General features: G+C 65.8%; 14 protein-coding genes. 7 read left to right on the top strand and 7 right to left on the bottom strand.

The window, feature by feature from the left end; all coding sequences use genetic code 11:
• The 3 genes from QCE63_RS21055 to QCE63_RS21045 all read right to left on the bottom strand — a co-directional run.
• The coding region (locus QCE63_RS21055; protein ID WP_309835745.1) for a hypothetical protein at positions 1–1,196 on the bottom strand (1,196 nt) is incomplete at its 3' end.
• A gap of 10 nt (positions 1,197–1,206) precedes the next feature.
• Complete coding sequence (locus QCE63_RS21050; protein ID WP_309835743.1) at positions 1,207–3,480, bottom strand: type VI secretion system tip protein TssI/VgrG; 2,274 nt, start codon at positions 3,478–3,480, stop codon at positions 1,207–1,209.
• Positions 3,481–3,744: 264 nt separating this feature from the next.
• Positions 3,745–4,602, bottom strand: coding sequence for a LysR family transcriptional regulator (locus QCE63_RS21045; protein WP_309835741.1), 858 nt, complete (start codon positions 4,600–4,602; stop codon positions 3,745–3,747).
• A 106-nt stretch (positions 4,603–4,708) separates the two neighbouring features.
• Here QCE63_RS21045 and QCE63_RS21040 point away from each other — a divergent pair, with 106 nt between their 5' ends.
• Positions 4,709–5,596: an NmrA family NAD(P)-binding protein gene (locus QCE63_RS21040; RefSeq protein ID WP_309835739.1), complete on the top strand. Its 888-nt coding sequence runs from the start codon at positions 4,709–4,711 to the stop codon at positions 5,594–5,596.
• Positions 5,597–5,806: 210 nt separating this feature from the next.
• Positions 5,807–8,302 (top strand): PAS domain S-box protein, encoded by a 2,496-nt coding sequence (locus QCE63_RS21035; RefSeq protein WP_309835738.1) that lies wholly within the window; start codon positions 5,807–5,809, stop codon positions 8,300–8,302.
• On the opposite strand, the gene QCE63_RS21030 is transcribed toward QCE63_RS21035, so the two are convergent.
• A complete protein-coding gene (locus QCE63_RS21030) occupies positions 8,244–10,196 on the bottom strand; it encodes a CoA transferase (RefSeq protein WP_309835737.1) in 1,953 nt (650 codons plus the stop codon). The two genes, QCE63_RS21035 and QCE63_RS21030, sit on opposite strands and share 59 nt — an antisense overlap.
• Positions 10,197–10,260: 64 nt before the next feature.
• Here QCE63_RS21030 and QCE63_RS21025 point away from each other — a divergent pair, with 64 nt between their 5' ends.
• Positions 10,261–11,163: a LysR substrate-binding domain-containing protein gene (locus QCE63_RS21025; protein WP_309835736.1), complete on the top strand. Its 903-nt coding sequence runs from the start codon at positions 10,261–10,263 to the stop codon at positions 11,161–11,163.
• Positions 11,164–11,167: 4 nt separating this feature from the next.
• On the opposite strand, the gene QCE63_RS21020 is transcribed toward QCE63_RS21025, so the two are convergent.
• Complete coding sequence (locus QCE63_RS21020; RefSeq protein WP_309835734.1) at positions 11,168–11,971, bottom strand: enoyl-CoA hydratase-related protein; 804 nt, start codon at positions 11,969–11,971, stop codon at positions 11,168–11,170.
• 15 nt (positions 11,972–11,986) lie between these two features.
• Positions 11,987–12,742 carry an SDR family NAD(P)-dependent oxidoreductase gene (locus QCE63_RS21015; protein WP_309835731.1) on the bottom strand — a complete coding sequence of 252 codons (756 nt, stop codon included), beginning with the start codon at positions 12,740–12,742 and terminating at the stop codon, positions 11,987–11,989.
• A 203-nt stretch (positions 12,743–12,945) separates the two neighbouring features.
• On the opposite strand from QCE63_RS21015, the gene QCE63_RS21010 reads away from it, so the two are divergent.
• A complete protein-coding gene (locus QCE63_RS21010) occupies positions 12,946–14,247 on the top strand; it encodes an MFS transporter (protein WP_309835730.1) in 1,302 nt (433 codons plus the stop codon).
• Positions 14,248–14,337: 90 nt separating this feature from the next.
• A complete protein-coding gene (locus tag QCE63_RS21005) occupies positions 14,338–15,513 on the top strand; it encodes a thiolase family protein (protein WP_404990161.1) in 1,176 nt (391 codons plus the stop codon).
• Here the strand turns inward: QCE63_RS21005 and QCE63_RS21000 are convergent.
• Entirely contained in the window at positions 15,494–16,273 is a 780-nt protein-coding gene (locus QCE63_RS21000) for a DeoR/GlpR family DNA-binding transcription regulator (protein ID WP_309835729.1), read from the bottom strand. The genes QCE63_RS21005 and QCE63_RS21000 overlap by 20 nt on opposite strands.
• 239 nt (positions 16,274–16,512) lie before the next feature.
• On the opposite strand from QCE63_RS21000, the gene QCE63_RS20995 reads away from it, so the two are divergent.
• Together QCE63_RS20995 and QCE63_RS20990 are read left to right on the top strand one after the other, a co-directional pair.
• A complete protein-coding gene (locus tag QCE63_RS20995) occupies positions 16,513–17,511 on the top strand; it encodes a 2-keto-3-deoxygluconate permease (protein WP_309835727.1) in 999 nt (332 codons plus the stop codon).
• Positions 17,508–18,764 (top strand): four-carbon acid sugar kinase family protein, encoded by a 1,257-nt coding sequence (locus tag QCE63_RS20990; protein ID WP_309835725.1) that lies wholly within the window; start codon positions 17,508–17,510, stop codon positions 18,762–18,764. The genes QCE63_RS20995 and QCE63_RS20990 overlap by 4 nt, the downstream gene beginning before the upstream one ends.
• The last annotated feature ends 17 nt before the right edge of the window (positions 18,765–18,781 follow it).

The following is an 18,781-nucleotide window of genomic DNA, read 5'->3' as shown; positions in this document are numbered from 1 at the left end:
GCCAGCATCCAGGCGACCACGAGTTGCAGGTTGCTGTTCGCGCGTAATGCCGGATCGATGCCCATGCCGGCGTTCAGGGCGTTGAAGCTTGCTTCGAGCGCCGCCGCGCGTTCGCGCTTGCGATCGAGACACCACGCCTGCATTCGATAGGCCTCGACCAGCATGATGGCGTCGTTCTCCGCCTGCGCATACGGCGCCGCGCCGGCGTAGCAGCGCGCGGCATCGAGATAGCGCTCGCCCATGACATGCACGCTCGCTTCGCCGAACAAGCCGTTGAGCACGAGCGTGTTCCCAGCGGGAGCCGCCACTGCGCGGGCCTGCTGCCCGGAAGCAGCTGCTTCGCGATACGCATGCAACGCCCGCTCGGCGTCATCCCATTTGAGATACGCCGAGCCCGCCAGCAAATGCACGGTCGCACTCTGATCGAACCATTGACGGCCGTTGCTTACCGCAAGCGCGGCCGCACGCAGGCGTTCGAGGCGCGCAGGATCCTCGTGTGACAGGCTTTCCGAGAGTTCGACGAACAGCCGCCTGAACTGCCCCGACGCTCCGCGCTCGCCCGATTGTGCGGCGAGTTCCCTAGGCAACGCATCCATCTGATAACGTCCATGGATCACGTGCACGGCATGAGCTTGCCGTTGCGCGAATCCGTCGAGCAAGGTCGGCTCGGATCCGTAGAGCGCCAACCTGAGCCGCCGCGACAGTTCGGCGTAGGAGCCCTCCAGCAAGAGCACCAGTTTTTCGAGACATGCCTCGAACGCTTTGGGTTTGTTGACGCGCTCAGGAACGAGCACGAGCACCACGCCGGGAAACACATCCGGGTGATGCCGCATCAGACTGCCAAGCATCGCGAGAAAATAAGCCGCCGCCGGCTCACGATTCCTCACGGGAGGCTGCCAGTCAGCGACGATGCCCGACGTCGCAGACCCTTCACGTCGCTCGTCATAGAACCGCATGACTTCTTCGGTCAGCGCAGTGACGTATTGATCCGCGTCTTCGAACGGCGCGCTCAATTCCAGCACGGCATTCGACAGTTCCCGTTGCCCCTGAAAGAAGGTCTTCAGCAGTTCGACATCGGCCGGACTGGCATGCCAGTAGAGCAAACGCGCGCCGGGGTTTTGGGCGAAGCGAAGCCAGTCATCATGCGCGGCCATCAGCCGGCGCTCTACCGGATTGGTGGGTTTCCAGTCTTGCATGGCGCGGGCATCAAGGATTGAGCTTCAGCTTGGCGCCCTGAACCGTGTGTTCGCCCGTTGCGCTACTGGTGATGGTCGAGCCGTCGAACGTGACGGTCGAGCCGTTGATTGCATGACTGCTCGAGCCAGTCGATGTAATCTTGACGCCCGATATCGTGATGGTGCCGTCCTTCTTCATCGTGATGCTGGACGCGCCGCACTGCAGTGTGATCTTCGTCGTGGACGTGACCAGCAGGTCACCCGTAACCAGAACGTCCCGACCTTTTCCGACACTGATCTTCTGATGCCCGGTGACGGTCACCGTGTGGTCGTTTTCAAATATCGACGTCTTGGCCAGATGAACCGTTTCATGCTCCGTGCCGATGACCTTGGCCGTGCGATTCTTGCTAACCGTGAAGGTATCCATGCCCACGACAGTCGATTCACGATCCTTGTTGACCGTGTGCGTCTGCTTGCCGGTGATGTCGGTTTTCTGGTCTCCGCCGATGGTCAACGTGTCGTTATCCGTCACCTCTCGCTTGCGGTTGGCCTTGAGCGTGATCGTCTCGTCCTTCGTCACGGTCTCGGTGCGGGTGCCGGTGACCGTGGTGGTCTCGTTTCCGCCCACCGACTTCTCGCGATCCGCCGCCACCTTGTGCGTCTCGTTGTTCTTGACCGTCGTGTTCATGTCCTTCTGGGCTTGCACCCAGAGTTCCTCGCCGCCCTGCTTGTCCTCCATGCGGATGCCGTTCGCAGTTTCGACACCCCCTTTCATCGAGCGGGACAGCATTCCGCTCTGCGTCGCGTTGGCCGGCAGCGGCCAAGGCGGCATCGACTCTGCGTTATAGACCCGTCCCACGACGATCGGCCGGTCCGGATCGCCGTTTTCAAAGTCGACGATCACCTCGCTTCCAATACGCGGAATATTCACGCCGCCATAGCCGCCGCCTGCCCAGGGATACGACACGCGCACCCAGCACGACGAGTTCTGGTCCTTCACGCCCGAGCGGTCCCAGTGAAAACTCAGCTTCACCCGGCCGTATTGATCCGTCCAGATTTCCTGGCCGGCCGGTCCCGTGACGATGGCGGTCTGCGGGCCGCTGGTGCGCGGCTTGGGATAGTCCTTGCGCGAAGGTCGATACGCGACCGTAGCCGGCTGCACGACGAATGAGGCCACAAACAGATAGTGGCCCGAGTTGCTCGTTTGGTCCGGTTCCGAAGCGATGACCTTCGATGCGATGACCAGATATTCCCGGTTCGCCGCCTCGTGCGGAAAGCCTTCAAGCGTGAAGGTTGTCCCGCAGACGATATCGCGCACATTGCCCGACCCGGAAGCCCGTTCTCCCTGCGCGCGCCACTCCTCCATGCGCAACCGCGCGAACTGTTCACCGTGTGAGGGATCGGTGTAGTCGCCCGGCCACTCGTAGCGCTCCAGACGGTTGTGATCGGTCTCCAGCGGCAGCTCGTTCTGCTTGATCAGTGTGGCGCGCGGCTTCTTGAAATCGAAGTCGTTGGTGGTGACGCGCCCCGGTTGCAGACTGCCGTTGACTTCGAACTTGCTGATGTGCTCGGCGTCGGTCTTGTGCCCCGGAGGAAAGTACGGCAGCGTCTGATACGCCGCGCTCTGGACAGGCCGATGCGCCCCCACCTGATCCACCAGCACCATGCGATGAAAAGACTGGCTGTGCTCGAAAAACCAGTAGATGCCGTGCTCCGCCATCAGCCGCTGGACGAACTCGAAATCCGTTTCGCCATACTGAACCTGGTAGTCCAGCACCGGATAGGATTCCGACAGCCGCATTTCATACGAGTACAGGTAGTTCTCGAACACCTCCTCGATGATTTCCACCACGGTCTTGCGCTGGAAGATCCGGTAGTCGGAGCGCTGTTCGAGCAGCACCAGCCAGGGTTGCAGGACGAGCCGATAGAGGCTTTGCCGGTCAGACTGGCTCACGTAATCCGCATGCGTGACGAGGCCGCTGATCTCGCGCACGCCCGCGCCGATATTCACCACGCTGCCAAGCCCCATGCCCTCCAGTTCGATGGACACGGTCAGCTCCTTGCCGATCATCGCGTTCCGGTCGAGATTCGCCGCTGCCAGATCCGGCATCACCGAATTGAGCGGTGTGGCGCACTCGATGGTGTAGGCATACAGCCGGGAAAGCGCTTCCTCGCCATTGATCGACCGCAAGCGCAAAGCAGGTTCACCCGTCGCAGCCACAGGCAGCGCCGCCCCGCTCAGCGTAATCGTGCGCTTCGAGCCGAGCGCCGCCCCGGCAATGTCCGCCGCGCCGCGCTCAAGCATTCCACTATTCAGTAACCCGGCATTCGACACAATGAAACCTCGACAATCGATCTGGAGCGGAACACGCGGATTGCGTATTCGACCGACTGTCAATGTATCCCCGAGACTGCCTGCGTTTGAACGCGACTATTCTTAATTCTTCAGAGTGCGCACGCTGTCAAGAACAGGTATCCGAATTAATCAATGCCGATAAGCATCATTAATCCGGATCACACTGCTTTGATCAAATTCAAAGCGCTACACCACTGCTCACAAGACGCAAACTCAAGCGTCCTGACCCGCTTTCAACACGTCGATGAACGCGCGAACCTTTGCGCTCAACAGACGCCGCGAACTATAGAGCACCCAAAGCTCCACGGGCGCTCCCGCCTCATATCCAAGCAGGTCGAGGCGGCCCGCCGCCAGGTCGGATTCGACGAGCATGCCCGGCAGCAACGCCGCCCCCACGCCCTGGAGCACGGCCTCACGCGCCATCAGCAACGATGACAGCCGCAACACCGGTTCGGGCTTGATCGCGCGCGCGCCGCCATCCGGTTGCTCGATCCGCCACGCTTCGTGCGCCGTGCGCGCCAGCACCACCGCAGGCAGTGTCGCCGCGTCCGGTTCCGTCACGAAGCCGCGCGGCGCGACGAGCGCGCGCCGGTCGGTCGCGACGCAGCGTCCGACGAGCCATTCATCGGCGTCTGGATTGACTCGGATCACGAGGTCATAGCCGTCCTGCACGGGATCCGCCACGCGATCCTCAGCCACGATCTCCAGTTCGACCTGCGGATAGGCCCGCGCGAAGCGCGCCGCCACGCCCGGCAACTTCACGTGCGCGAACACGATCGGCGCGCTCACGCGCAAGCGTCCGCGCGGCACGGGCGCGCGCGCGGCGAGCGCGGCGCCGGCGTCGTCGATCTCGGCCAGCAGGCCGCGCGTGCGTTCATGCAGCGCCCGGCCCTCTTCGGTGAGGCGCAGCGTGCGCGCCCCGCGCTCGATCAGCCGCACGCCCAGACTCAGCTCCAGCTCGGCGACGTGCCGCGACAACGTGGCCTTCGGCCGGCCGGTCTGGCGCGCCGCCGGACCAAAACCACCGTGCAGCGCGACGGCATTGAAGTCAACGAGTGCGATCAGGTCCATGTCCGTTCCATTGACGAGACGAAGCGTCTCGAACCGAGGTCTATCGATGCCGACTCGGAACGATTATCGTAGCAGCGTCCCAACCCAATCAGTAAGGAGCTTCGACATGACCATTCTCGTGACGGGCAGCACCGGCGTGATCGGCACCCAGGTTCTCAGCCATCTTCAAGGCAGCGGCGCGAGCGTGCGGGCGTTGACGCGCTCGCCGGAGCGGGCGCAGTTCCCCGTCGGAGTGGAATCCACAAAGGGCGAACTCGGCGATATCGGCGGGCTGCGCGACGCATTGCAGGACGTCGACACCCTCTTCCTGCTCGCGCCCAACGCGGCAGACGAACTCACGCAGGCATTGCAGGCGCTGAGCATTGCGCGCGAGGCCGGTGTGCGAGGCATCGTGTACCTGTCGGTGTTCAAGGGCGAGGCGTATGCGGACGTGCCGCATTTCACGAGCAAGCACGCGGTGGAACGCATGATCGAACAGGTTGGCCTGCCCGCGACCGTCCTGCGCCCCGCGTACTTCATGCAGAACGACGCGCGCATGAAGGAGGCGCTGGTGAAGCACGGCGTCTACGGCATGCCGATCGGCGCAAAAGGCATTTCGATGGTCGATGTGCGCGATATCGGCGACGCCGCCGCGCGGGAACTGCTGCGGCGCGAACGCAGCGCGGAACCGCTGCCGCGCGTCGCTTACGAGCTCGTCGGACCAGATGCGCTGACGGCGGACAGCATCGCGGCTATCTGGAGCTCCGCGCTGCATCGTGAGATCCGCTACGGCGGCGACGACCTCGACGCGCTCGAGACACGGATGAAAGGCGCTGGACCTGATTGGCTCGCCTATGACATGCGGCTCATGATGCAGCGTTACCAGCAGGACGGCGCAGTGGCGAACGCGCATGAAATTGAACGTTTTTCCCATCTGCTCGGACGTAAGCCCCGTACCTATCGCGATTTCGCGGCCGAATGCGCGCAACAATGGGCACAATGGGCGACCGAATAAAAGGGTCTCGACGCGGGCATTCAGAAATAGGGGCATGCAAGCGCCTCGATTATTTTCGAGAATGTCCGGTTCCGATTCACCTTTAATAAAAACCCTGAAAGAGCAAACGTTTGGCTGCCGTTTTGTGTTCCAATTGGTCTGATTATCTGTTTAAACCCCCACGATACTTTCGCGATTACCGTCGCGAATCATCGATTGGATATTCAGCTCATGCGGACTCAATCCGAGGCATCGACTTCAGAAACGCGCAACACGGCAGAAGACGGGCGTCAGGCGCATTTCCAGCGCTGGTTCGCCACCTTCGCCAGCCTCGCGCATTCGCGGCTGCCGCTGTCCGCCTATCTGCAGAAAGTCACGGATACCTTGAGGGAAGTCGCAGGCGTCGCATCGGCGGTGGTGGAATGGATTGAGGGCGAGGAACTCGTCTACCAGGCGGCGAGCGGCGCGGCGGCCGCGCACATCGGCGTGCGCCTGCCCACCGCCGGGAGCCTGTCCGGCTTGTGCATCACACGGCAGCAGGCGCTTGTCTGCCGCGATACGGCCACGGATCATCGCGTGGATCGCGCCGCCTGCAAAGCCGTCGGCGCGGTGTCGATGGTCGTCGCGCCGGTCATCTACGAAAGCCGTTCGGTCGCCGTCCTGAAACTGATTTCCGGACAAACGGATTTCTTCGGCGCGTCCGACATCAGCATTCTGAATGCGTTTTGCGCATGCATCGCGGAGACCATCGCGCGCGAGGACATCGCACAGGAAAATCGCAAGCTGCTCAAGGAAAACGCGAGCGTCGCGGCGGATCTCACGGTGGAGTCGTCGCTGCGGCTCGAATACGAAAAGAAACTCGCCGACGCCATGCGCCGCCGCCAGACCGTGCTCGACAACGCCCACGTTGCATTCGTGTCGATGGACGAAGCGGGCATGATCGTCGACTGGAACGGGGCCGCCGCACTGCTGTTCGGCTGGAAGGCGCACGAAGCGGCGGGCCGGGAGCTGGCGGCGCTGATCGTGCCGGAACGTCTGCGCGACGGGCACCGTGCCGGGCTCACGCGCTATCTCGCCACCGGCGAGGCGCGCATGATCAACCGGCGCGTCGAGTTGCCCGCGCTGCGCCGCGACGGCAGCGAATTCGCCGCCGAACTGACCATCAGCGAAGTCTGGTACGAAGGCCAGCGCCAGTTCGCCTGCTTCGTGCACGACATCACCGACCGGCGGCGCGCGAGCGAGGCAAACGAGCGCCTGCGGCTGCTGATCGATTCGGTCAGCGATTACGCCATCTGCATGCTCGACCAGAACGGCTACGTGCGCTCGTGGAACGAGGGCGCGCGCGCCATCTACGGCTTCACGGCCAACGAGGCGATCGGCCGGCATTTCGCGCTGTTCTACACATCGGACGAACACGGCCGCGACCGTCCCATGGACGACCTCGTGCTGGCCGCCGAACGCGGCCGGGTGGAACATGAAGACTGGCACATCCGCCGCGACGGCTCGGAATTCTGGGCGCACGTGATGTTGAGCGCGCTGCCGAACGGTTCGGGTGGCGAACGAAGTTTCGTCAAGATCACGCGCGACATGACGGCGCGGCGGCGGCTGGAGGAACTGGAGGCGTCGAGCCGGCGCATGAATGAATTCCTCGCGCTGCTGGGCCACGAGTTACGTAATCCGCTCGCGCCCATCCGCAACGCGGTCAGTATCCTGAAGCTCAAGGCCACCAGCGACGAAGAAGTGATCCGCAGCCGCCAGATCGTCGACCGGCAGCTCGCGCACCTGACGCGGCTCGTCGACGATCTCCTCGAAGCAGGCCGCGTGAGCTCGGGCAAGATCCGCCTCAGCACCGACCTCATCGACATCGCCACGGTCGTGCATCTGAGCGTCGAGGCCAGCCAGCCGCTGATCGACGCACGCGGCCAGCGCATCGTCGTGAAGGACAGCGGGCAGCCGCTTTACGTCAACGGCGATCCCACGCGCCTCGTGCAGGCGCTCAACAATCTGCTCAACAACGCATCGAAGTTCAGCCCGCCCGCCTCGACCATCACGCTCGAAGTGGGCCCGCGCGGCGGCTCGGTGATGGTGCGCGTGATCGACCACGGACGCGGCATTTCACCGGAAGCGCTCGCCATCGTGTTCGACCTGTTCGTGCAGGAACATCCGCCGGGCGCGCATCCGGACGAAGGCGGACTGGGCATCGGCCTGACGCTCGTGCGGGCGATCGCGGAGCTGCACGGCGGGCATGTGGAAGCGAAGAGCGGCGGCACGGGCCAGGGCAGCGCGTTCTCGCTGTGGCTGCCACTCGCGGAGCCGCCGGCCGCGGGCGCGCCCGCGAGCACGACGCCCGGCACAGCCGCGACGCGTCAGCTCGACGTGCTCGTGGTCGACGACAACCGCGACTCCGCCGACAGCATGACGCTGCTCGTGGACATGCTCGGCCATCGCGCGCGTCCTGCCTACGACGGGTCCGAGGCGCTGGCTTCGTTCGGGACGGAGCGGCCGCAGGTCGTGCTGCTCGATCTCTCGATGCCCGGTCTGACGGGTTTCGACGTGATCCGCCGCATGCGCGACGAAGGCGCGCGCGTGGTCGTCGCGGCGATGACCGGCCTCGGCTCGGATGAAGACCGCGCGCGCACCCGCGCTGCGGGCTTCGACGCGCATCTCGTCAAGCCGGTCGATCTTCCGGAACTGGAACGCGTGCTGGCGCTGGCGGGACGGGGTTGACGTTGCTCACATGACGCGGCGCGCCCGGAATGGCGCGCACGCAGGCAGGCGTCTTCGTCAGTCGATAAGGCGGCTTCAGCACCGGCCAGAACGCGCCGTGCTCATCGCGCGCGGCGGAGAGCACGTCGGCGAGAAAGTTGCCGTCCTGCAGCAATTCGTCGACGCGCACCACCGGCACGGCGCACGCCATCTGCTGCGCGGCCAGCGCCTTCGGCAGCGCGGCGCACATTGAGCGCTCGGCATCCGAGGCTTCGCGTTCGATCCAGACATGGCCGTCCAGACAGGCGAGCACTTCGCCATGCACGGGCGAACGGCCCGCCGCGAACAACGCGCACCACGCAGCGACGTCCTGCATCGAGATTTCGATGAATGCGCCCGTACCGGATGCCCGCCCCGCGAGCCGTGCGAGGATCGCGAACAACGCGGCCTGGCCGCCGAGAATGTCCGCGCCCGACGCGCCGATCTTGACCGGTACGCCGTCGCTGCGGGTCAGGTCCATCAGGGCGCTCATCGCCTGGATGACCGTGTCGAATGCGGGCCGCGACGGATACGCCGACCTCATCCCGAAACCCGAGATCGAGCAATAAACGAGCGCCGGATTGATGGCGCCGAGCGTCTCGCGCGTGAAGCCGAGTTTGGCGAGCGCGCCGGGCCGCAGGTTTTCGACGAGCACGTCGGCGTCCGCAAGCAGTTCACGCAAGTGAGCGCGGTCGCTGTCCTGCTTGAGATCGAGCGCGAGCGTCTGCTTGTCCGTGTTGTTCAGCGCGAAGAAATAGCTCGTGCCGCCTTGTCCCGGCGCCCATGCGCGCGCGGCTTCGCCATCGGGCGGCTCGATTTTCACGACATCCGCGCCGAGCGCCGCCAGATGCTTGCCGACGAGTGGCGCCGTCGTGTACTGACCGATCTCGATCACCTTCACGCCCGCGAGCGGCGCCGTATTGCCGCTTGCGGACCGCTCCGGCCGTGCGATGCCGCGCGCCTCGCTCAATCGCGACGCCGCGAAGACCGGCACCCGCCGATACGTCTGCGCATCGACGCCCGCCGTATCGATAGCCCGTGCCGCCTCCGCGTGACGCAGGCGGAAATTCGGCTCGGCCGCCAGCTCGTGCATGCCGGTAATCGGTCCCGCCGCCACGCCGATACGCTCGCACACACGCACGCACGCGTCGGTGTCGAGCGTCATGGTCCAGGTTTCGAGCAGCGCGTCGAGTTCGTCGACGTAAAGCACGCGGCCCGCGAGCGTCGCGAAGCGCGCGTCGTCGAGCGGCGGCATGTTCGCGGCCAACCTGAGCTTGCGCCACTGCTCATCCGTGCTGGTGCAGATGAGAATCCAGCCGTCGCGCGTGCGATACGCGTTCCACGGCGCGCTCGCCGGATGCCGGTTGCCCACGCGTCCCGCCGTGCGGCGCGCAAAGGCCGCGGGCAGGAACGTGGTGAGCGCGTTGGCCGCACAGCCGCTCAACGTGACATCGATGTTCTGCACCCCGCCGCCCAGCCGCTTCACGCGCACCGCTGCTGCAATCGCCGCCGCCGCGTACAGCGCCGCCGAAATCTCCGTCAGCGGAATGCCGATCCGCACCGGCGCGCCCTGCGTGAAACCGGTGGTGTCCATCAGGCCGCTCATCGCCTGGATCTGCGCGTCGGTCCACGACGTGCCGGCGCGCGAATCCTGCGGTCCGGTCGCGGTGATATCGCACACGATGTGCGCGCCCCCTGCCTTCCATCCAGCAACGCCGTCCGTCTCGCCGCTATCCGACGAAACCACGATGACGTCGTAACCCGTCCCATCGGCGCCGTCGAACTCGACACACGCGCCCGCCTGTTCGAGCAGGACCGCGCACAAGCGCACCGCATCGCGCGCGCCGCGCGCGAGAACCCGCAAACCGTCCAGCATGATCGTCTCCTTCTCCGTGTCTTCACGGCTGGCGCGCCCGCGCGCACATTGCTACCATTTTTCGATGCGAACCCTTCCGTCACTCAACGCCCTGCGCGCCTTCGAAGTCTGCGGAAGGCTGCTCAGCATCCAGCTCGCCGCCGACGAGCTGAACGTCACGCCTGCCGCCGTCAGCCGCCAGATCAAGCTGCTGGAAGACCAGCTCGGCGTGCTGCTGTTCGAGCGGGGTCATCGCGCGATCACGCTGACGCCCATGGGTTCGCGCTATCTCGCCGACGTCATACGCAGCTTCGAAACGCTGCGCACCGCGACCGTGAATCTCACCGAGGCGCGGCGGCGACGCACGCTCAAGATCCGCGCCTATACAACGTTCTCGATGAACTGGCTGCTGCCGCGCCTGTCGACGTTTCATCGCGACCATCCGGATATCGAAGTGAGTCTGACCACCTCGTTGCAGCCGGTGGACTTCAACACCGAGGACGTCGATGCCGCGATCCGCCTTTCCCACGCGCCGTCCTCCGAGTTCGGCTTCGACCGGTTGGTACCGAACGAACTGGTGCCGGTATGCAGCCCGGCGTTCCTGCGCGCGCATCCGGACCTCGACGACGCCACGCCCGAAGCGCTGCGTCACGTGCCGCTCTTGCATTCGCTCGCGCGTCCGGAGGACTGGGCCAAGTGGCTCGACGCGGCCGGCGTGCGCGGCGTGAATCCGCTGGGCGGGCTCTCCTACGAAAGCTCGATCCTTGCGTACTTCGCCGCGACGCAGGGGCATGGCATCGCGATGGCGCAGCGCGTGCTGGTCGCCGATCAACTGCGCGCGGGCACGCTTGTCATGCCGTTTTCGTTCGTGCTCGATCTCGGCGCGTTCACCTACTACCTGATCTATCCGCCCGCCCATCTTTCGAGTCCGGAGTTCGCCGCGTTCCGCACCTGGCTGCTGTCCAGCGGCGACGACGCGCAAAGCTGACGCATCAGCGTCCGGCATAGCGCGGCGCGCGCTTTTCGGCGAACGCCTTGCGCCCCTCTATGCGGTCTTCCGAATCGCGCAGCGCGCCCCACGCCATCTCCGTGAATTCGAGCGCCTGCGCCAGCGGCACGTTGGCGCTGGTCTCGATGACCTTCTTGATCATCTGCACGGCGAGCGGTCCGTTCGCGGCGATCGTCCGCGCGAGTTGCAGGCTCTCTTCCAGAAGCGCCTCGGGTTCCGTCAGGTCGCTTACGAGACCGACTCGATGCGCATAGGCCGCGTCGATCCTGCCGCCGGTGAGCAGCATCTTCATCGCGATGGCGGACGGCACGGCGCGTTGCAGCGCCTGGATGCCGCACACACCGGGAATGCTGGCGACCACCGCTTCCGGCAAGCCGAACACCGCGCTCGTCGACGCGATGCGCAGATCGCATTGCAGCGCCAGTTCGAGGCCGCCGCCGAGGCAATAGCCGTTGATCGCGGCGATCAGCGGCTTGAAGATGCGCAGCGAGCCGAGTTCCATCAGGCGCACGTAGATGCCTTCCGCGCCGGCGCGTTCGAGCGGCTTCACGAAGGACGCGCCGAACGAGGTCGAAGGCGGCAAGCTGCGCTTGAGATCCGCGCCGACACAGAACGACTTCGTCCCCGCGCCGGTGATCACGATCACGCGCACGTCATCGTCGTCGCGGGCATTGGCGAGACGCGCGCGCAGTTCGACGAGCGTATCGAGATCGAGCGCATTGAGCGCTTCGGGGCGGTCGAGTGTCAGCGTGGCGACGTGCGCGGACACGCTATAGCGAATCGTCATGATGGCCTCCGTGTCTCAAACGCTTGGCGACGCCAGCGAGCGCCCGCCGCACACGTAGAGCGTCTGGCCGGTGATGTACGACGCCTCGCGCCGCGCAAAGAAGCGCACGGCCTCGGCGATGTCCTCCGGCGTGCCGATACGCTGCACCGGCACCGACTGCTTCAGCTTCTCCTGAAGCGCGGGATCGAAGGCCTGGAACAGCGGCGTATCGACGATACCGGGCGCCACTGCATTGACGGTCACGCAGTCGCGCGCCCATTCGAGCGCGAGACTGCGCGTGAGACTCACGACGCCCCCCTTCGCCGCCGAATAGTTCACCTGCCCCACGCCGCCGAGCCATGCACGCGACGAGATGTTGACGATGCGCCCATGACGCGCCGCGCTCATGTGTCCGAGCACCGCGCGGCAGCACAGAAACTGCGACTTGAGATTGACGTCGATCACGGCGTCCCAGTCGTCGTCGCTCATGCGGGTGATGCGCTTGTCGCGCACGATGCCCGCGTTGTTCACCAGCACGTCGATGCGTCCATGGCGTTCCATCACGCTCTCCACGGCTTGCCGGACCGAGTCGCCGTTGGTCACGTCGACGGCCAGCGCCATGACGTCGACGCCGGCCGCATCGAGCGTCGTGGCCGCCTCGTCGAGCGCCGCACGATCGCGGTCGAACAGCGCGATGCGCCTGCCGTCGCGCGCCAGTCCCTGTGCGATACCGAAGCCGATTCCCTTCGCGCCGCCCGTCACGATGGCGACCTCGTTTGTTGAAGCATTCATTGCTGTCTCCTTGAACGAATGCCCCGATCGTAGGCTGCGGCCTGTCATGCGCTCAAACGACATTTTTTGCGCGCTTGATTGAGTTTTCGTGATGGCGTTTTCGATTGAGAGAAAGTCAATCGACAGCGCAAAAAATGTCGTTTGAGTGCGCGGCGGGCCGAACCTAGGATGCGTCCAACACATACCCAAACGGAGACGCCGCCATGCACACCACCTTGCCCCAAGTCGCGGAGCCCGCCGCGACGCCGCTTAACCGAACGCAGAAAAAAGCGATCGTCGCGGCCACGCTGGGCACCATCGTCGAGTTCACGGACTGGATCATCTACGCGACCTTCGCGTCGTTGTTCTCGCGGCAGTTCTTTCCCGCGCATAACCCCGGCATCGCGCTGCTCGCGGCCTTCGCCGTGTTCGCGGTCGGCTTCGTGATGCGGCCCATCGGCGGCGCGCTGCTCGGCGCCTATGCCGACCGGCACGGCCGCAAGAACGGCCTCGCGCTCTCGGTCGCGCTGATGGCGGGCAGTTCGCTCGTGATCGCCCTGTGTCCGGGCCATGCGTCGATCGGCGTCGCGGCGCCGCTCGTGCTGGTCGCCGCGCGGCTCGTTCAGGGCTTCGCAGCCGGCGGCGAGTTCGGCTCGGCTTCGACCTTCCTGATGGAATCGGCGGCGCCCGCGCGACGCGGCTTCGCGGGCTCGTGGCAGCACTTCGCGGTCAACGCGGGCGTGCTCGTGGCGGCCTCCATCGGCGCGCTGCTCACGTCGATCATCGACGCCCCCGCGATGGCCGCGTGGGGCTGGCGCATCGGCTTCGCGATCGCGGGCCTGATGGGTTTCGTGGCGCTGTGGGTGCGCCTCGCCGTCGCCGAAACCGATGCCTTCAAGAAGACCGCATCCGCCCGGCAGCACACGCGGCATCCGTTCGTCACGATCATCCGCGAGCATCGGCGCGCGGCGCTGCGCGTGATCGGTATCGCCATGGCGGGCAACCTCTGCATCTATCTGTGGCTCGTGCTGTTTCCGACCCTCGCCCACATGCGCGGCCTGCCGCTGCGCGATGCCTTCAGTGCCAGCGTGGTGTCGATTGTCGTGTCGCTCGTCGCGATTCCGCTGCTCGGCATGCTGTCGGACCGCATCGGCCGCAAGCCCGTGCTGCTCGTGTTCGCAGCGGGTTCCGCGCTGTTCGCGTGGCCCGCGCTGCACTTCCTCTCGAACGACTACTGGAGCGCGACCGTCATCGTCACGCTCGGCATGCTGCTTTCGTCCGGGTTCGCCGCGACCTGCGCCACCGTGATGGCCGAACAGTTCCCGGCGCACGTCCGCGCCACCGGCGTCGCGCTGCCCTATGCGCTCTCGGCAGCGCTCTTCGGCGGCACGCTGCCCACCATCGTCACCGCGATGGCGAACGCCGGCATCGTCGATTACCTGTGGATCTACGTGGCCGCCGTGTGCGTGCTGGGCTGCATCGTCTATGCGCGCATGCCGGAAACGCGCGGCAAGACGCTCGACTGAGACTCGCTTACTCGCTTACTCGCTTACTCGCTTACTCGCTTACTCGCTTACTCGCTTACTCGATTCCCTTATCTCAATGCAATGGAGGCAATGATGCGCAACGTGGTGATTGGCGGCGTCGGCATGACGTCATTCGGCAAGTTTCTCGAACGCAATCTCAAGTCGCTTTCGGAAGAGGCGGTGTCGCTCGCGCTGAAGGACGCGCATGTGAGCGTCGATGACGTGGACCGCGTGTTCTTCGGCAATGCGGCGGCGGGCGTCGTCACGGGACAGGAGATGATCCGGGCGCAATCGTCGCTGCGCCATACCGGACTCGACGGCAAGCCGATGTTCAACGTCGAGAACGCCTGCGCGTCCGGCAGTTCGGCGCTGCATCTCGCGTGGCTCTCGGTGGCGTCGGGGCAATCGGAAACGGCGCTGGTCGTCGGCGTGGAGAAGCTTTCGCACGAGGACAAGGCGGTATCGTTCGGCGCGTTCGCCAAGGCCGTCGATCTCGAAGAGCCGCTGCCCGAAGGCGTGACGGCCGGCACCGGCTCGCTGTTCATGGATCTGTACGCAGCGAAGGCGCGCAAATGGATGGCCAAGACCGGCGCCGAGGCCAGCGATTTCGCGCGGGTCGTCGTGAAGAGCCGTCATGCGGGCTCGCTCAATCCGCATGCGCAGTTCCGCAAGGAGACGAGCGTCGAGGAAGTGCTGTCGAGCCGCATGGTGAGCGATCCGCTGACGCTGTTCATGTGCTCGTCCATCGGCGATGGCGGCGCGGCCGTGTTCATCTGCTCCGAGTCTTTCGCGGCGCGGCACGACATCCGCCCGGTGTTCATCCGCGCGAGTTCGATCGTGTCGGCGAAAGCGGACGGCACGGGTGAGCTGGTCGCGGTGCGCGCCGCGCGTGAGGCGTATGAACAGGCCGGCATCGGCCCGCAGGACGTTCATGTGGTGGAACTGCACGATGCCTCGGCTCCCGCCGAGCTGATCCACTACGAGAACCTCGGCCTGTGCGCGCCCGGCGATGCACCGAAGCTGATCCGTTCGGGCGATACGGGCATCGGCGGAAGGATTTCGGTGAATCCGAGCGGCGGTCTGCTGTCGCGCGGCCATCCGGTCGGGGCGACGGGCGTGGCGCAGATCGTCGAGCTGACCCACCAGTTGCGCGGCCAGGCCGGCGCGCGGCAGCGGCCGGGCGCCAAGGTCGCGCTCGCGGAGAACAATGGCGGTCAGCTTGCGGGCGACTCGGCGGTCGCGCTGGTCACGCTTCTTTCGACGTAAGCGCCGCCCGTTCCACCGTCACATTGCCGCGCTCGCTAAAACGGGCGAGCAGCGGCGCTTCGGCCAGCGCATCGGTGACGAGCGTCCAGTTCCGGTCCAGCGGCGTCCAGTGCTGCTGGCTTGCGCGTTCGAGCTTGTTCGACGTGACCAGCACGAACACACTCGCCGCCTGCGCCACGATGCATTCCTTCAGATACGCCTGCTCCGCCGTCGCCTCACACAGCCCGCGGCCCGCCACGACGCCGTCCGCGCCGAGGAACGCCTTGTCGAACGTAACGCGCGTCAAGCCCACCTGCGCGATGGCTCCGAGCGTGCTCATGCTGGACGGCCGCACATCGCCGCCGATCAGCGTCACGCGCACGTCCGCCGCCGCGAGCGCGCCCACTGCGAGCAGATTGTTGGTCACCACATGAATCGCCGTGCGTCCGGCAAGCAGGCGTGCCAGCGCGGCGGTCGTGGTACCGCCGTCGAGGAAAATGGTGTCGCCGTCCTGTACGTGACGCACCGCCGCGCGGGCGATCGCTTCCTTCTGTTCCCGGAAACTCTCGCGGCGCGTGTCGAGCGATTCCTCGGGCTCGTGCATGCCCACCGACGCCGCGCCGCCGTAAGTGCGCACGAGCCGCCGCTCGCCGGCCAGCGCGCTCAGGTCGCGGCGCACGGTCGCCTCGGACATGCCAAAGTGCTCGCACAGCGCGGCGACGTCGTTCATGCCGGACAGCACGGCCTTGAGCATCGCTTCGCGGCGTTTTTCTACTTTCATCCTGTTCCCTGATTCGATGGCTTCCCGGCGGGACGCACAGTGTAGCGAACCCGTCGGGCTCGTTGCATGCTTGCTGATTGATCGTTCCGATCATCTTCTTCCAAGGGAAATGATCGAAACGATCAGTAGAAACCCCCATGCCGCACAAATTGCGCGAGACGAACGATAGCGCTACACTCCAAAATGATCGAATCAATCATAATTTGCGTGATTCGGCCAGAAACCACTTGGAGACATGTATGGCTCAGATTCACATCAAGCGCGCCGTCGAGCGCGTGCCCGGCGGGATGATGATCGTCCCGCTGCTGATCGGCTCGCTGATCGCGACTTTCGCGCCGGGCATGCCGAAGTTCTTCGGCTCGTTCACGAACGCGCTATTCACCGGTTCGCTGCCGATTCTCGCCGTGTTCTATGTCTGCATGGGCGCGGGCATCGACGTGAAGGCGACGCCTTATCTGCTGCGCAAGGGCGGCGCGCTGTTCGCGACCAAGGTCGGGACGGCGATCGTTGCGGGCATCGTGCTCGGGCATTTCCTCGGTGAGCAGCCGGTCAGTTCGGGGCTGTTCGCGGGCATTTCGACGCTGGCCGTCGTCGCCGCGATGAACGACACCAACGGCGGTCTCTACATGGCGCTGATGGGCCAGTACGGCCGCTCGGAGGACGTGGGCGCGTACACCATCATGTCGCTCGAATCCGGTCCGTTCCTGACCATGGTCACGCTGGGCGTCGCGGGCCTTTCGGCGTTTCCGTGGCCGACGCTCGTCGGCCGCCTCCTGCCGCTCGTCGTCGGCATGCTGCTCGGCAATCTCGATCGTGAGATGCGCGAGTTCCTCGGCCGCGCCGTGCCGGTGATGATTCCGTTCTTCGCGCTGGCGCTCGGTGCAAGCCTCGATCTCCATAAGGTGTGGCAGGCGGGACTGCTCGGCATCGGCTTGGGTTTCGCGGTCGTGATCGTGACGGGCATTCCGCTGTATTTCGCCGACCGTCTCAGTGGCGGCACGGGAGTCGCCGGCGCGGCGGCAGCGAATACCGCGGGCAATGCGGCAGCGGTGCCGGCGTTGATCGCGGCGGCCAATCCGGTCTATAACGAAGCCGCCAAATCGGCGACGCTGCTGGTGGCGGCCTGCGTGGTGGTGACGGCCATCGTCTCGCCGATCCTGACGGCGTCGATCGCGAAACGCGCCAACGCCCGGGATCAGGCGCGCGCCACCGCGAAGACACGCGAGGCCACGCAATGAACAGCTTGCTGATCGTCGCCGACGATCTCTCGGGCGCCGCCGACTGCGCCATTGCGTTCGCGGCGGCGGGCCGCAGGACGGTCGTGTCGCTCGACGCGGACGCGCCGCCTCAGGATGCGGCCGTGATCGCCGCCGATACCGACACGCGCCGCCTCGCGCCCGCCGAAGCCGCGCAGCGCGTGGCTGCTGCGTGGCAAGCGCTGCGCGCGCCGGGCCGGCGGCTTTATAAGAAGATCGATTCGACCTTGCGCGGCAACTGGACCGCCGAAGTGGCGGCCCTCGCGCGGCTCGCGGGACCGGCCATCGTCGCGCCGGCCTTCCCCGCCACCGGCCGCGCGGTGCGCGATGGCCGCGTGATCGTGCGCGGCGTGCCGCTTGAGGAAACCGAAACCTGGCAACTGGAGCACGCCGGCCAGAACCCCGAACTGCGCGCGATGCTCGACAAGGTGGGACTGCGCGTCGCGCATGTGTCGCTCGAAGCGTTTCGCGCTGCGCCCCAGGATGTCGCGGCGATGGTGATCTCGGCGGCGGCTTCGGCGGACGGCGTCGATGCGATCGTCGTCGATGCCGAGACCATCGAGGATCTCGCCTCGCTTGCCCGCGTGACGGCGGCGCTCGATGCGTCGTTCTTCTGGGTCGGCTCGGGCGGACTCGCGCGCGAACTCGCCGCCTTGCCCGATCTCTTCGCCACCGAAGCCGATACTCACATCACCCGCCCGTTCGATGGAACGCAAGGCCCGATCCTCGCGCTGGTCGGCAGTCTCTCGGCAATCTCGGAGCGCCAGTGCGCGCTGCTCGGCGCCGAAGCCGGCGTCCGCGAGATGATCGTGCCGCCCGCCGTGCTGCGCGACGGCGCGCGTCATCCGGAGTGGACGGCGTGGCATGAACGCATCGGCCGAACGGTGCGGGATCGCGAGGACGCGATCGTGCGCATCGGCCGCGACGACGCCTTCGATCCGGCCGAAGGCGCGCTTCTGTCGAACGCCCTTGCCGCGCTCGTCGCGCCGCACTTCGACCAGTTGGGCGGTCTCATCGCGACCGGCGGCGAAACGGCCCGCGCGATGCTCGCCGCCGCCCGCGTCGGCAGTCTCGAACTGTTGCGCGAGGTGGAAGCCGGCGTCGCGCTCGGCAGGCCTGCGAACGGCGCGGGGCCGGCCATCGTCACCAAGGCAGGCGCGTTCGGCAGCGAGCATGCGCTGCTTGGCGCCTACCTGCACTTGCGCGGCGCGGATCTTCCCGTCGCGCGCCAGTAACCGAATTTACCCAGAAT

Source organism: Caballeronia sp. LZ065 (assembly GCF_031450975.1).
In the GTDB taxonomy this organism is placed as follows: domain Bacteria; phylum Pseudomonadota; class Gammaproteobacteria; order Burkholderiales; family Burkholderiaceae; genus Caballeronia.
This window is presented reverse-complemented; position numbering and strand designations above follow the sequence as displayed.

Bases quoted from the DNA above. Each gene is read 5' to 3' on its own strand.
- QCE63_RS21050 (WP_309835743.1), bottom strand. From the start codon at position 3,480: ATGCTTGAGCGCGGCGCGGCGGACATTGCCGGGGCGGCGCTCGGCTCG.
- QCE63_RS21035 (WP_309835738.1), top strand. From the start codon at position 5,807: ATGCGGACTCAATCCGAGGCATCGACTTCAGAAACGCGCAACACGGCA.
- QCE63_RS20995 (WP_309835727.1), top strand. From the start codon at position 16,513: ATGGCTCAGATTCACATCAAGCGCGCCGTCGAGCGCGTGCCCGGCGGG.
- QCE63_RS21015 (WP_309835731.1), bottom strand. From the start codon at position 12,742: ATGAATGCTTCAACAAACGAGGTCGCCATCGTGACGGGCGGCGCGAAG.
- QCE63_RS21005 (WP_404990161.1), top strand. From the start codon at position 14,338: ATGATGCGCAACGTGGTGATTGGCGGCGTCGGCATGACGTCATTCGGC.
- QCE63_RS21000 (WP_309835729.1), bottom strand. From the start codon at position 16,273: ATGAAAGTAGAAAAACGCCGCGAAGCGATGCTCAAGGCCGTGCTGTCC.
- QCE63_RS21010 (WP_309835730.1), top strand. From the start codon at position 12,946: ATGCACACCACCTTGCCCCAAGTCGCGGAGCCCGCCGCGACGCCGCTT.
- QCE63_RS21040 (WP_309835739.1), top strand. From the start codon at position 4,709: ATGACCATTCTCGTGACGGGCAGCACCGGCGTGATCGGCACCCAGGTT.
- QCE63_RS20990 (WP_309835725.1), top strand. From the start codon at position 17,508: ATGAACAGCTTGCTGATCGTCGCCGACGATCTCTCGGGCGCCGCCGAC.
- QCE63_RS21045 (WP_309835741.1), bottom strand. From the start codon at position 4,602: ATGGACCTGATCGCACTCGTTGACTTCAATGCCGTCGCGCTGCACGGT.
- QCE63_RS21020 (WP_309835734.1), bottom strand. From the start codon at position 11,971: ATGACGATTCGCTATAGCGTGTCCGCGCACGTCGCCACGCTGACACTC.
- QCE63_RS21025 (WP_309835736.1), top strand. From the start codon at position 10,261: ATGCGAACCCTTCCGTCACTCAACGCCCTGCGCGCCTTCGAAGTCTGC.
- QCE63_RS21030 (WP_309835737.1), bottom strand. From the start codon at position 10,196: ATGCTGGACGGTTTGCGGGTTCTCGCGCGCGGCGCGCGCGATGCGGTG.